Source organism: Shewanella sp. ANA-3, from assembly GCF_000203935.1.
Taxonomy (GTDB): Bacteria; Pseudomonadota; Gammaproteobacteria; order Enterobacterales; family Shewanellaceae; genus Shewanella.
In genome coordinates, this window is the sequence record NC_008577.1 from 509,722 (window position 1) to 523,229 (window position 13,508).

Here is a 13,508-nt window from a genome sequence, read left to right on the forward strand (position 1 = left end):
TGCGCTTTTAAGATGATTATGCCAATTTACCTCGGAGCATAATTAACACATTGGTAACAAGGGAATAGTTATGGATGGACTGACGGGGAAAGTAGTCATTATTACGGGCGCTTCGGAAGGTATTGGCCGCGCGCTGGCGATCGCTATGGCACGGGTGGGTTGCCAACTGGTGCTCAGTGCCCGCAATGAAACACGTTTAGCCTCCCTCGCCCTCGAAATCGCGAACTATGGTCCGACTCCCTTTGTGTTTGCCGCCGATGTCAGTAGCGCCTCCCAATGTGAAGCCTTAATTCAAGCCACTATTGCTCATTATGGCCGCCTTGATATTCTCGTAAATAACGCGGGTATGACCATGTGGTCGCGTTTCGATGAGCTCAATCAGTTGTCTGTGCTCGAAGATATCATGCGAGTCAACTATTTAGGCCCAGCGTATTTAACTCACGCCGCCTTACCCTATTTAAAGTCGAGCCAAGGTCAGGTGGTGGTGGTCGCTTCTGTGGCAGGGTTAACGGGCGTGCCGACACGCAGTGGCTATGCCGCCTCTAAACACGCGGTTATCGGCTTTTTTGATTCACTGCGGATTGAGCTGGCGGATGATAATGTCGCCGTGACTGTGATTTGTCCCGATTTTGTCGTATCACAGATTCATAAGCGTGCCCTCAATGGTGAGGGTAAGCCCCTTGGTAAATCCCCGATGCAGGAAGCCAAAATTATCACCGCCGAGCAATGTGCGAACATGATGCTCCCTGTGATCGCGACCCGAGGTCGGCAGCTTATTACGTCGCTGCGTGGTCGACTCGGGCGCTGGCTAAAGCTGATTGCACCGGGTTTAATCGATAAAATCGCCCGCAAGGCGATTGCGTCGGGCCATTGACGCTTATTTGCCGCGGTTGAGGTGCTTCACAATGGCTTGCTCGGCCTCGCTTTGGGTCGCCTTATCGCCATCGGCTTGAATATGGGCGGTGGCTTTGTGACCAGTAAGATCCTCGGCAATGTGCAACCAGTCTGGATGCCAATAATAATTCTGTCCCGATAGCGTTTGCCAATTGTGCACGCCAGACTTTTCCCCTTGATAAATAATGTCTTTGATCGAATATCCCATAAATAACCCCTGATATTTTTTGTTGGGTCTAGATAGTGCGCCCGCCAAAGGGTGACTTGTGTGCGTTAGCTCACGCTTTAGGGCAAAAATAAACCCCGCATAGGCGAGGTTTATGGGTGATTGGGCTTAGGTGTCAGGCTATCGACATCTATTACTCTTAAGGCTTAGCACATTGGCTAGGTGAGCCTGTGCCCTTCCACAATGTGCTGCCATCGCTAAGTGACAGCGGGATAAAGTTTAAACCTTGGCTCATATTTGCCGGCGGTAAATCGGTTTCAAGCTCATACATACCCATAGGCACCGTACCTTGGCTGGCATTTGCTATCACCTGCGCCGCGGCTAGGCTTGAGTAACGCAGACCCAAGATATCAAAGTGGCTGCGCCAATCTTTGCCTGTGAGTTTACTCAGTGATACCAGCATAAAGTCATTGCCCGGAATATCCCTCACCGTTTTGCCGCCGTAAACGCTATGGCCCTCGTATGGGAAGAGTTCAAAGCCCAGTTTGCTGCGGTTAGCCTCCCAGTCGCTGGCATTATTGGCGTATTTGCCAAAGATGCGGCTGTGTTGATACAGCAGGGTGAAGATATTGAAGCCATTGCTTAAGCTGGTGCCGTCGCTGAGTGTCATGCCATTGGCTTTTAGCGCCATTTGGATGTAAAAGGCCATGCGATAGCCGTTGTGTACCGCGTAGGCATTGCTGGCCCAAGGGGCTGTGTATCTGTCTTCGCCCGCATCAAGCACTTTGCAGTTGGCGCCGAAGATCACGCGTTTGCCACTGGTATCCGTGGTGCCAGCGGCATCGGACATAAACACATAGAAGAGATCTTTGTGATTCATATGACCATCGGTGATGGTGTTGGTATTAGCATCACGCAGATAATGGGTCTTCCATAGCACCACATAGGGGAAGATATTGTTGGAGTTTTCCCCCGCGCGGCTGCCATAGCCTGTCCAATTGTCGCTATTGGCAGCAGTGGCATATTGCACGTTTAGACGGTTGGTTTGCAGATTGTGGCCGAGTTCGTGGTTATCTCCCCAACCCGTGGGTGAAATATTCCAAGCCGCATCCCATGGATTACCGCTACAACCTGAGCCACAGTGGGCGTTTTGGTCATAGTTAGCGTGTTGGATGATGCTGCGGGTATGCAAACTGGCATCGGTGCAATCGGCGCCAAACAGTGCCTGACAGCTGGTAAGCACATCCGCAGGTAGAGACTCACTTAAGCTCTTACCTTGGATTTTCAGCCCAGCGAGGGTATACACGCTGTTGATATGATCCTCGACAATGCTCTTAAGCAACGCATTGACATCCGGGATCTTACCGCCAATCGCATTCATAAAACGGTCGCGGCGCAAATGTTGCTCGGCGCCATCGGTACGAAGATCCACATGGGGCAACTCAGTGTTTTGGATCTTGTCATTGAAGGCCGTGATTTCTGCGGGATTGGAAAAATCCATAATGCTGGGATGCTTAGCCACATTCTTGGCTTGCACATCGACACTGAGCGCTCCTTCGCCACCACTGATATAGAGGTAAATCGGGCCGCCATAGGGGGTTGAAAACTCAATGCTTTGCCCTTTGGCGAGCTTGAGGCGTTGCTGGGCCAGCTCCAATGGCGCGCGATAAACCTTTTGTTCATAGGCGCGGTTAGTATTACGTCTATGATAATTCAGCTTAATTTCGACATTCGCATTTGTGTTATCTAAGCGGCTGAGGGTGATGGTCTGTCCGGGTAAGGCGTACCAGCCCGTGGTTGTCCACTGGCCGGAGTAGGGCACAGTGATGCTTTTACGTTCCGTCACTGTGGCAGGGTAGGCGTAATGGGCATTGCTGCCCTTGCTTAGATTGGCTCTGTCGGTGACATACTCACCTAAGTCAGCTTGGGCGAGGTTGTGGGCGCGAGCGTAGCTGACAGTCCAATCGGCAAACAGGGCTTGCTGCCACTGGGCGGATTCGCTGTAGGCGATGGGATAATCGATTTCACTGCGATACTTGTCGGCGAGGAGTAATCCCGCTTTCATCAAGCTAAAATTAGGGCTGTTGAAAGCATCGATATCATTGTTATCTAAGGTTTCTGCATTGCTGCGATACCAATCCGCGCCCGCCTTAAAGGCCTCGACAAAGGCGCTGCTGTTACAGCTTAAATAGTTGCCGCCGCAGTCATTGAGCACTTGCGTGTCGAAGCGTTGTTCGCGCAAATTTGCCAGCAGGGTTTCGACATCCGCGAGCGCCTTATCTTGCGCTAGGATAGTGTCGATACTCAGGTTATTGGCATTGAGTTTCGACCAATAGTTTCCTGCAGTAGAGAGCCCCATCTCAAGATAGAATGGCGAGAGCATAGCGCTTTGTTCGCGTCGATAATTCGAGAGCAGCAGCGGGATCCCCGCTGCCTTGGCTTTAGTGATGGCCGCTTGAATGCCCGCGTAACCTAGGTTGTCGCGGTCAATATCGCTGATAACGATTAAATCAGGTTTTAAGGTATCGATACAGCTGGCAAGGGCGGTGTAATCACAGCTATTGGCGTCGTTGATGCTGTGGGCGTCGGGGTAGTACTTGCTTAGCCAAGTGCGGATCCCTTCGTTATGGGGGAAATACCAACTGTCGGCGCGACTTGGCATCTGTGCCGTGATTATGCTCAGGCCATTCTGCTGATCGCCGCCTTTGGTCAGCCATCCAATGAGGTTTTTCAGCAGCTTATCACTCTGATCCGAATTATTAACCGCAAACAGGTTACCACCCATGGCGGCATAACGCTGGCCTTGTTGTTCGCTCGCCATCACTAAACCGCGTACGGCGCTGGCGCCGCTGCCATCAACATTGGATGGCAGTAAGGTAAAAGTGTTTTCCGGCATAAAGCTCGAAAAGGTGATGGAATCGTGGGTCGGATGCCAACTGATGCTGTTACCCACACCTTGATAGAGTTCGGTGATTTTCGCTTTGCGGGCAGCGTCCACTTTGGCAAGTTCGGTGGTGCTGAAATCAATCAGTTCGTTAGCGCTGGCAAGGGTATGGTCTTGATGGCGAATGGCATTTTCAGCATTGCTGATAAAGCTTGGGGTAATTGTGCAATCGGCGCTTATCGTCGCAGTGATGTAGGTCTGTTCGGTCAGCGCACCGCCACAGCCGCTAATGCTATCCAGCACGAAACCGTTGTCGGCTTGAACGCTAAAGCTGGCACTTTTACCCGCATCGACCTTTTGGCTGCTAGGGATGAGCTTACCACCTGAGACTGAACTGGTACTCGCCGTATATTGAGTCACCGCAGGAGGTTGGACTGGCGGCTCCGGCGGAGGGGTTGTGCTACCCGAGTCCTCTGAGCCTCCGCCACAACCCGCGAGTATCAAGGCGATGGCGGCAGAAATGAGTCTAATCTCCATGGAGAATCCTTAGCATTTGTAGGTAGTTAACATTTGCGTAGCATTGTATAGGAATAATGCGGGTGAAAGTAGGTTTTTATTGTTTAAATCGATATAAATCATTAACTTAAAATTGACGCTTGTCAAATTTAAGTCATAAAAAAACCGGCGCATAGCCGGTTTTTTTAAATGAATTAAAGCTTAGCCCTGTTGTTCGCGGGCAATGGCGCGATAACCGATATCGGTACGGAAATACACGTCATCCCAGTGGATTTCATCAACCAGCAGATAAGCAGCTTTTTGTGCTTCGGTCACAGTGTGTCCTAGGGCTGTAGCGCATAGAACGCGGCCGCCGTTAGTAACTACATGACCGTCTTTCATCTCAGTACCCGCGTGGAAGACTTTGGCATCGTGATTACCTAGGCTTAAACCTTGGATCACATCGCCCTTGCGGTAGTCGTCTGGGTAACCGCCTGCGGCTAATACAACACCGACTGCGGCGCGTGAGTCGTACTCGGCGGTAACTTTATCCAGCTCGCCACGGGTCGCGGCTAAACACAGCTCAACCAGATCTGACTTGAGGCGCATCATAATAGGTTGGGTTTCTGGGTCGCCAAAGCGGCAGTTGTATTCCAGTACTTTGGCGCTGCCGTCTGGTGCGATCATCAGACCCGCATACAGGAAGCCAGTGTAAACATTGCCTTCAGCCGCCATGCCATCAACCGTTGGGCGGATAACGTTAGCGATGGTCCAATCGTGCACGCTTTGGGTAACGACTGGTGCAGGTGAGTAAGCGCCCATTCCGCCAGTGTTAGGACCGTGGTCGGCATTATCACGGGCTTTATGGTCTTGGCTGGTCGCCATGGCGAGGATATTTTTACCATCAACCATCACGATAAAGCTGGCTTCTTCGCCTTTTAAGAATTCTTCGATAACCACGCGAGAACCGGCATCGCCAAACTTGTTGCCTGCGAGCATATCTTCGATGGCGGCATCGGCTTCGGCTTGATCTTGGGCGATGATCACGCCTTTACCTGCGGCTAAACCGTCGGCCTTGATTACGACTGGGTAACCTGTCTTGCCCGTTAGTTCACGCACGAAGGCTTTAGCATCTTGGATTTCGGTACAGTTTTTATAACCCGCAGTTGGGATATTGTGGCGTGCTAAGAAGTCCTTAGTGAACGCCTTAGAGCCTTCTAACTGTGCTGCCGCTTTGGTTGGGCCAAAAATGGGTAGACCCGCAGCGTTAAAGGCATCGACCACACCCAATACCAGCGGCGCTTCTGGGCCAACGATGGTGAGTTCGATCTGATTGGTTTGAGCAAAATCGAGCAGGGCAGGAATGTCCGTCGCGCTGATGTTGAGGTTTTCTAACTTCGGCTCGAGGGCTGTGCCAGCGTTACCCGGAGCAACATAAACCAGCTCTACCTGTGGGGATTGTGCCGCTTTCCAAGCTAGGGCATGTTCGCGGCCGCCGCCACCAATAACTAATACTTTCATGTTAAGTCATCCCTTTGAGTTTTAAATTCTTGTGGTTAGATTCTTAGCGCTACAGAGTGCGATAAACGAAACAGCCAGCACATAGCGTGCTGGCTGTAGGTGGCATTAGTGACGGAAGTGGCGCATGCCCGTCATTACCATGGCCATGCCGTGCTCGTCGGCAGCAGCGATGATTTCAGCATCGCGCATTGAGCCACCTGGCTGGATGATGCAGCTGATGCCCGCCGCCGCTGCGGCATCGATACCGTCGCGGAATGGGAAGAAGGCATCGGACGCCATCACAGAGTTAACCACTTCTAGGCCTTCATCGGCCGCCTTGATACCGGCAATCTTAGCGCTGTAGACGCGGCTCATTTGGCCGGCGCCGACACCGATGGTCATACCGTCTTTAGCGTAAACAATGGCGTTAGATTTAACGAACTTAGCCACTTTCCAGCAGAACATTAAGTCCTTCAGCTCGCTCTCGGTCGGTTGACGTTTAGTCACGACTTTAATGTCATCTAAACCAACCATGCCTTGATCGCGGTCTTGCACCAGCAGGCCACCGTTCACGCGCTTATAGTCTAAGGTCTTGGTCTTAGTATCCCATTGACCGCACTCTAACAGACGCACGTTGGTTTTCTTGGCCACTACATCGCGTGCGCCTTGGCTCACGACTGGCGCAATAATCACTTCAACGAATTGACGCTCAACGATAGCGCTAGCCGTTGCTGCATCTAACTCGCCGTTGAAGGCGATAATGCCGCCGAAGGCTGAAGTTGGATCAGTTTGATAGGCGCGGTTATAGGCATCGAGCAAGTCTTTACCCAGTGCAACACCACATGGGTTAGCGTGTTTAACGATAACGCAGGCTGGCTCGCTGAACTCTTTCACACACTCAAGGGCGGCATCGGTATCGGCGATGTTGTTGTAAGACAGTGCCTTACCTTGCAGCTGGACGGCTGTCGCAACAGAGGCTTCGTCGATCTTAGTGTCGACATAGAAGGCCGCAGTTTGGTGGCTGTTTTCACCGTAACGTAGATCTTGCTTCTTCACTAATTGGGTGTTGAAGGTGCGTGGGAACTTAGAATCTTCGAAGCACTCGTCAGTGCTGTGTGCAGGAACCATAGTGCCGAAGTAGTTGGCGATCATGCCATCGTAACCCGCAGTGTGTTCGAAGGCAGCAATCGCTAAATCGAAACGGGTCGTGTGAGTCGTGCTGCCATTGTTGGCGGCCATTTCGGCTAATACGCGGTTATAGTCGGCCGCATTTACCACGATAGTCACGTCTTTATGGTTTTTCGCCGCGGCGCGCACCATAGTCGGGCCACCGATGTCGATGTTTTCAATCGCATCTTCTAGGGTGCAACCGGCTTTAGCAACGGTATCGGCAAAGGGGTAGAGGTTAACCGCAACCAGATCGATTGCATTGATGTTGTTGGCAGCCATGACATTTTCATCAAGACCGCGACGCGCCAAAATGCCACCATGCACTTTAGGGTGCAGGGTCTTAACGCGACCATCCATGATCTCAGGGTGTCCTGTATAGTCAGATACTTCGATAACAGGCACGCCGTTATCCGCTAACAAGCGAGCGGTGCCGCCCGTTGACAGCAGTTCAACGCCTTGGGCGTGTAATGCTTTGGCGAATTCGAGAATTCCGGTTTTATCTGAAACGCTTAACAGCGCGCGACGAATGGGTCTGGCATTATTTGCAACAGTCATTTGGGTACAGGGTCCAGTTATTTTAGTTTCAAGGATCTTTCGGAAAACAGAACAACTTCTATCGGGTTCTGCTTTCCAAAAGCCCCTTGGTCCTACTTATATTTTTTGTCCCAGCGTCAGGCGCGCGTATTCTACCGTAAAACTGGATTTACGGGTGTTTTTTCTGCGCGATTTCACAATATTGATATCAGAACAAAGTGGAATGATTTTTGGGCGAGGTGTAAATTTCAAAATAGCCCTTGACCTTGGAGTAGGCTCTAAGGTTTATACTCGCTTCATCATATTGATTGTCAGTGTTGCTTGAGATGATTCGAGTAAAACTGCAAAGGATTAACTATGTACCGAATTGGTGAGTTAGCCGATTTATGCGAGGTTAAGGCCGACACCCTCAGATTCTATGAGAAACACGGCCTGCTTTCGCCTTCGAGCCGTACCGACTCTGGCTATCGGGTCTATACCGATGCCGACGCGGCGCGGCTGCGTTTTATTCTGCGGGCGAAGGCGGTGGGTTTTACCTTAAGTGAAATCAGTGAGTTGTTGTCTATCGACCTCGACAAATCCAACTGGGCCTGTGCCGATGTTAAGGGCATGGTCGATCTCAAGCTGGCGCAGGTGCAAGCCAAAATTGCCGAGTTATTGCATTTTCAAACCAGTTTACAGAGTCTGTCGGATGCCTGCTGCGGCGGGCCGCGTAGCGCCGAACATTGCTCGATTTTAGAAGCGCTAGAGTCGAGTACCGAACAAGTACGCGTTGAGCATGACCATGGCGCTACAGATTGCACCACAACCCTAGATAAGTCAGGGAATTAATTATGTTATTGAAGAATTTTATCGATCTGTTTTTAGATTCCGCCCCTTGGCTATTGCTCGGCTTGATTCTGGCGGGCTTACTCAAAGTGTTTGTGCCTATGGCGTGGATGCAAAAGCAGCTCGGCGGACATGGCTTTAAAACCGTGGTTAAGGCGGCGTTATTGGGCGCGCCTTTACCTCTGTGTTCCTGCGGTGTGATCCCTGCCGCCGTTGGGCTGCGCCGCTCAGGCGCGTCGAAAGCGGCAACCACTTCCTTTTTAGTCTCGACACCTGAGACTGGGGTCGACTCTGTGACCGTTTCCTATGTCTTACTCGGCCCGTTTATGGCGATAGTGCGGCCGATTGCGGCGATCACTAGCGCTATTGTCGCGGGTCTTTTAGTCGGGCGTGATGATGACGATGGCAAGCCAGCGGCTAAGGCCGAGGCCCAGTTAGACAAGGCCCAGTCAGGTAAGGCATTAGCTAGCGCTGCTCCTGTTGCTTCATGCTGTGCTTCAAAATCTTCGTCGGCGGAGACAGTGGTAAAAGCCGAAGCGGTAAAAAGCTGCTGCGCATCGACTAAGGCGCCTGCAATTACGCCAGTTAAGTCTTCCTGCTGCAGCAGTGATGATGCGAAAGCACCAGCAACTGAGCCCAAAATCAAAATGACACCTATGGCGGCGCCAAGCTTAATGGCAACTGGTGGCCCAACAGTCGGTATGGTTAATGTCGCTAAGGGTGATGGAGCTAAGGCTAATCCTGTTAAGGTGGAAAGCGCAGGTTCATGCTGTGGCACTCAAACCGCTGCGCCCGAAAAAATCGTGGTGGTGAAGAAAGGCGCCTGTTGTGGCACTAGTTCGAAGGCGACTGATAGCCATCAAGCAGAAGGCGAGAGCTGCTGTGCGTCTACGCAGGATATGGCGACTGAGCTTAAGTCAGAATCTGTGATTGCGCGTATCGGACTTGGGCTTAAATATGCGGCGACGGATCTGGTGCGTGATACGACCCTCTGGTTGCTGGTGGGCTTATTCTTCGCGGCATTAGTACAAACCTATGTTCCTGCTGACTTTTTAGCTAAGTGGGGCGATGGATTATTGGCCATGCTGGTGATGGTGCTAGTGTCTGTACCTATGTATATCTGCGCCACGGCTTCGACGCCGATTGCGGCGGGCTTGTTGCTCGCAGGCGTGTCCCCCGGTGCCGTGCTGGTGTTTATGATGGCAGGCCCTGCGACCAATATTGCCACCTTAGGCGTAGTGACTAAGGAGCTGGGTAAGCGTGCGCTCTACGGTTATCTTGGCGGTGTGTTAGGTGTTGCCTTAGTTGCTGGAGCCTTAGTGAATTATCTAGTGGCCAACTTTGGTTTTGAGGTGATGCCACAGATTGGTGAGCAGCACCAAATGTTGCCCGAGTGGTTAGTCGCTGCCTCTGGCATAGTGCTCGCCTTGCTGATGGCGAAAGTGGTGTTCGAGAAAATCCCTCGTAGTTGGCTGCGTCGCAGTGACTGCTGTTCATAGCGCTGACGCTAAATAAAAATCCCCAGCAATGACTGGGGATTTTTTATGGTAAAGCCTAATACGCATCGCTAGTGGCAAATAGCTTACTAGCGATGCTTAGTCGTTTATTAGTTCGACTTTTTAGCATCGATAAAGGGCAGGGTGCCCGTGGGGAGGACTGTGGTTGGCAGCTTGCCGTCCCATTTCTCGGCCTTGGTCAGTTCGACTAGGTTTTGGTTTTGTGCCAGTGCCTCGGCGCGGCTCTTAATGGCAGAGGCTTCTGCATCCCCTTTAATCCTAATACTTTCGGCCTCAGCCTTAGCGCGGGCAAGCTGCGAGTCGGCTTCCGCCTGAGCTTGAGTCACGGCGATTTGGGCGCTAACTCTTTCTTTCTCTAGGTTTTGCAGTTGAGTCTGTACCTCAACCTCGGCGCGCATTCTGTCTTCTACGGACTTTTCATAGGCGTTAGAGAAGTCGATATTTTCAATCTGTACTGAAGTGATTTCGATGGGGCCTTTGACCGAGTTGGTGATGGCGCTGGTGACATCGATACCGAATTTAATCCGCTCCTGCACGACCGAAATTGCAGTGTATTTACCAAAAATGTTTTCGACTTGCGTCGGTACTTGGCGGTCGAGTAGTCGTGCCACCATGGCATCGATACTCTTAAAATTGGCATAGACTTCTTCGACGCGATCCGGCGGCACGTTGAAGGTCACCGATGCATTAAGGGTCGCGGGTTGCTGATCGCGGCTATAGGCCTGCAATGAGCTGTAGCTGGTGGTGTGGGTTTGGGTTGAGATTTTTACGACTGTATCAAACAGCGGCAGTTTAAAGCCCAGTCCTGGCTCGGCGGTGCCGATGATCTTACCGTTACGCAGGATCACCCCGCGTTCACCTTGGTCGACCGTATACCAACTACCAAATAATGAGATAAACAGGATCAATAAAATCACCACAGGGATGATTTTAGAGAGGCCGATGGAGCTCGGCAGATTGAGTTCATTTTTAATCATGTAGCTTCCTTTGCTGATGTGTTGCGATAGGTGGAATTTATATTTATCGGGGTAGAATACGGTTTGTTTTTTAATCATTTAGATTACATTTTGCCGCAAAATGTAACTTAATGGTTAATGCATAGCAATCATCCCTAAGCAAAGTCGTTGTCACGTGACTCTGATCCTATTCTCCATACTTACAGTGTAAATCTTATTGCGAACTGTTCTCATCAAAGCTAGAGTCCCGCAAATTTAGTCAGTTTTTCTATGGCTTTCATTGTGTTATTTGGCACTGGTCGCAGGGTGTGACCAAGAAACATGACAGCTAATACGCTAACACTTTGTGGTGAGAGGATACGATCCCGTGTTGCAACTCGTCTTTTTGTTGTCGACGCTTGTAGCCTGCTTGTTATTTTATTTGACCAACAAGCAGCAAAAACTCTTGGCAAGCTCCCTTCCTAAGCGGCCTTGGCGTTTACTCGCCTATGGCATGGCTGTCGCTAGCCTTATTGGCTGGCTCAGCCTTTTTACCCTTAGCGCCGCGATTTTTATTTGGTTAGCCCTGTTGATGTTGTTGATTGGGCTAGTGCCTTTTATCTCACTTATCGGGCGGAAATAAGCCATGGCGCGTTTAGCTGAGCATGACAAATTACAGCCAGACTGGTGGACTAAGTCACTGGCAGGGTTGATTTTAGGCTTCACCTTAGCCTTGGGCCTAGTGGGATTATTTGCTTGGTTTGGCCCGGGCGGAATCGATGCCGACACTAAGGTGCAGTTCAATATGTGGTTGATTACGCCCATTTGGTTACTGATCTTAAGTTTTAGCTATTTGTTTAAAACTGGACTCAGGGCCATCGGCTATTTGGGCCTGTTTAACATTTTGACTTATATAGTGTTATATACCTTTAGGTGATAAGGGATGAAAGTTCGCAGTGATGTGTTACGGGTGTATCAGTCTATCCATATTTGGACAGGGATCATCGCCGGAATCGTATTGTTTATCGGCTTTTATGCTGGCTCGCTCACTATGTTTAAGGGGGCGATTGACGCTTGGTCAATGCCGCCTTCTGTGACTTTGCCGCAAGTCTCAAGCGACAGGCTCGATGAGTTAGTGTCGCAGGTGTTAGCGCAGGACGATAAGGCGAAAAACGGCTTTAGTTTGCATTTGAATGATGAGCATCAGTCGCCTATGACCTGGTATCAGCAGGGCTCGGAGCGTGAACTCAGCATGAGTAATCAGCTTTGGCATGCTAGCCTCGACGAGCAGGGACAATTAGTCACCCAACTCAGCACGCCAAGCGAGTTGGCTGAGTTGATTGACCAATTACACCGCACTGCGGGGATTGCTGGTGAGGTCGGCCACGATCAGGCGGGTGTCTATGTGCTGGGTGTTGCCGCCTTCTTATACTTCTTGGCACTCGTTTCAGGGGTGATCTTTTTATTGCCCACCTTAACCAAGAGCTTTTTTGCCCTGCGTAAAGATAAGGGTGAGAGCCGTTTCTGGCTCGATGCCCATAACTTAGTCGGTATTACCAGTCTACCATTCCATCTAGTGATCAGTCTGAGCGTGATAGTGTTTGCCTTCCATGATCAGCTTTATGATGGGCTTAAGCATATGGTTTATGGTGAAAAACCATTATTTGCCCAGCCAGCGCCCGACAGAACGCCTTACACACTTGCCGATTTACCTAAGATCACAACCGTTCTAGCAAAGGTGCAGGAGTTGGCGCCCGAGTATCAAGTGCATGAAATGACCTTTATGAACTTGAATAATCCCCGTGCGACCTTGCGTTTAGGCTTATATAACCCTGATGGTTTTATGCGTGGGCCAGTCACCGACTACTTATACATGCACCCTTATAGTCTTAAAGTGTCGAATAGCACGATTGATGCGAGTGAAAATGGTATTTGGGCCAGATCGGTCGCGGTATTCTTTGGGCTGCACTTTGGCAGTTATGGGGGCGACCTCGGGCGTTGGGTATATTTCTTTTTAGGCTTGAGCGGCGCCTTCTTATTTTATAGCGGTAATTTGCTGTGGCTGGAAAAGCGACGTAAAAAACAGGCGAGTGATCAGACCCGTGCCAGTCGGTTAATGGCGAGCGCCACCGTGGGGATTTGCTTGGGTTCGGTTGCCGCTCTGGCGGTGAGCATGCTGCTGGGCAAATGGTTTTACGCGCATGTGAGTAATATTAATCATCTCTACCTGTGGCTGTATTATCTGGTGTTTGCTGCTTTAGTGGCTTATGCCTTCTGGCGCGGCGCGGCTAGGGCGGCGCTGCTGATTTTACCCCTGTGCGCCTTGGCGACTTTGGCCATGCCTATTACCTCTGTAATTGGGGTGTTAGTGCCAAGTTTAGGGGTATGGGCGCCCCATTCGGTGGCAACGCTTGGAGTCGATCTGGTGGCGTTCGGCTTTAGCTGTGTGTTCTATTATGGATATCGACTCACGCGTCAGCGCGTGTTCAATGGCCCGCAGGACAGTGTCTGGGCCATTCCCAGCGTTGAGCCTGTAGCTGAGTTAAGGCAACAAACTTCCTAACAAAATGGGCGCCCTTATCGGC

At 50.9% G+C, this 13,508-nt stretch carries 11 protein-coding genes; 6 read left to right on the forward strand and 5 right to left on the reverse strand.

Annotated elements, in window-relative coordinates; genetic code table 11:
- Nucleotides 1-70: 70 nt before the first annotated feature.
- On the forward strand, nucleotides 71-874 hold the full coding sequence (locus SHEWANA3_RS02315; protein ID WP_011715649.1) for an SDR family oxidoreductase: 804 nt from the start codon (nucleotides 71-73) through the stop codon (nucleotides 872-874).
- Nucleotides 875-877: 3 nt separating this feature from the next.
- Here the strand turns inward: SHEWANA3_RS02315 and SHEWANA3_RS02320 are convergent, their stop codons facing one another.
- From SHEWANA3_RS02320 to purH, 4 genes are all read right to left on the reverse strand, one after another.
- Nucleotides 878-1,102, reverse strand: a complete 225-nt coding sequence (locus SHEWANA3_RS02320) for a hypothetical protein (protein ID WP_011715650.1) — start codon at nucleotides 1,100-1,102, stop codon at nucleotides 878-880.
- Nucleotides 1,103-1,259: 157 nt separating this feature from the next.
- On the reverse strand, nucleotides 1,260-4,481 hold the full coding sequence (locus tag SHEWANA3_RS02325; RefSeq protein WP_011715651.1) for an ImpA family metalloprotease: 3,222 nt from the start codon (nucleotides 4,479-4,481) through the stop codon (nucleotides 1,260-1,262).
- A 180-nt stretch (nucleotides 4,482-4,661) separates the two neighbouring features.
- Entirely contained in the window at nucleotides 4,662-5,960 is a 1,299-nt protein-coding gene (gene purD / locus SHEWANA3_RS02330; RefSeq protein WP_011715652.1) for a phosphoribosylamine--glycine ligase, read from the reverse strand.
- Nucleotides 5,961-6,065: 105 nt separating this feature from the next.
- On the reverse strand, nucleotides 6,066-7,664 hold the full coding sequence (gene purH / locus SHEWANA3_RS02335; protein WP_011715653.1) for a bifunctional phosphoribosylaminoimidazolecarboxamide formyltransferase/IMP cyclohydrolase: 1,599 nt from the start codon (nucleotides 7,662-7,664) through the stop codon (nucleotides 6,066-6,068).
- A gap of 336 nt (nucleotides 7,665-8,000) precedes the next feature.
- Between purH and zntR the strand changes: the two genes are divergently transcribed.
- Both zntR and SHEWANA3_RS02345 read left to right on the forward strand, forming a co-directional pair.
- The gene (zntR, locus tag SHEWANA3_RS02340; protein WP_011715654.1) at nucleotides 8,001-8,474 is read left to right on the forward strand and encodes a Zn(2+)-responsive transcriptional regulator; all 474 of its coding nucleotides are present in this window, start codon (nucleotides 8,001-8,003) and stop codon (nucleotides 8,472-8,474) included.
- A 2-nt stretch (nucleotides 8,475-8,476) separates the two neighbouring features.
- A complete protein-coding gene (locus tag SHEWANA3_RS02345) occupies nucleotides 8,477-9,970 on the forward strand; it encodes a permease (RefSeq protein ID WP_011715655.1) in 1,494 nt (497 codons plus the stop codon).
- Nucleotides 9,971-10,077: 107 nt separating this feature from the next.
- On the opposite strand, the gene SHEWANA3_RS02350 is transcribed toward SHEWANA3_RS02345, so the two are convergent.
- A complete protein-coding gene (locus tag SHEWANA3_RS02350) occupies nucleotides 10,078-10,965 on the reverse strand; it encodes an SPFH domain-containing protein (protein WP_011715656.1) in 888 nt (295 codons plus the stop codon).
- A gap of 346 nt (nucleotides 10,966-11,311) precedes the next feature.
- On the opposite strand from SHEWANA3_RS02350, the gene SHEWANA3_RS02355 reads away from it, so the two are divergent.
- From SHEWANA3_RS02355 to SHEWANA3_RS02365, 3 genes are read left to right on the forward strand one after another with little or no spacing between them, the layout of a single operon-like run.
- Entirely contained in the window at nucleotides 11,312-11,566 is a 255-nt protein-coding gene (locus SHEWANA3_RS02355; protein ID WP_011715657.1) for a hypothetical protein, read from the forward strand.
- A gap of 3 nt (nucleotides 11,567-11,569) precedes the next feature.
- Nucleotides 11,570-11,860 carry a hypothetical protein gene (locus SHEWANA3_RS02360; RefSeq protein ID WP_011715658.1) on the forward strand — a complete coding sequence of 97 codons (291 nt, stop codon included), beginning with the start codon at nucleotides 11,570-11,572 and terminating at the stop codon, nucleotides 11,858-11,860.
- A gap of 6 nt (nucleotides 11,861-11,866) precedes the next feature.
- The gene (locus tag SHEWANA3_RS02365) at nucleotides 11,867-13,486 is read left to right on the forward strand and encodes a PepSY-associated TM helix domain-containing protein (protein WP_011715659.1); all 1,620 of its coding nucleotides are present in this window, start codon (nucleotides 11,867-11,869) and stop codon (nucleotides 13,484-13,486) included.
- The last annotated feature ends 22 nt before the right edge of the window (nucleotides 13,487-13,508 follow it).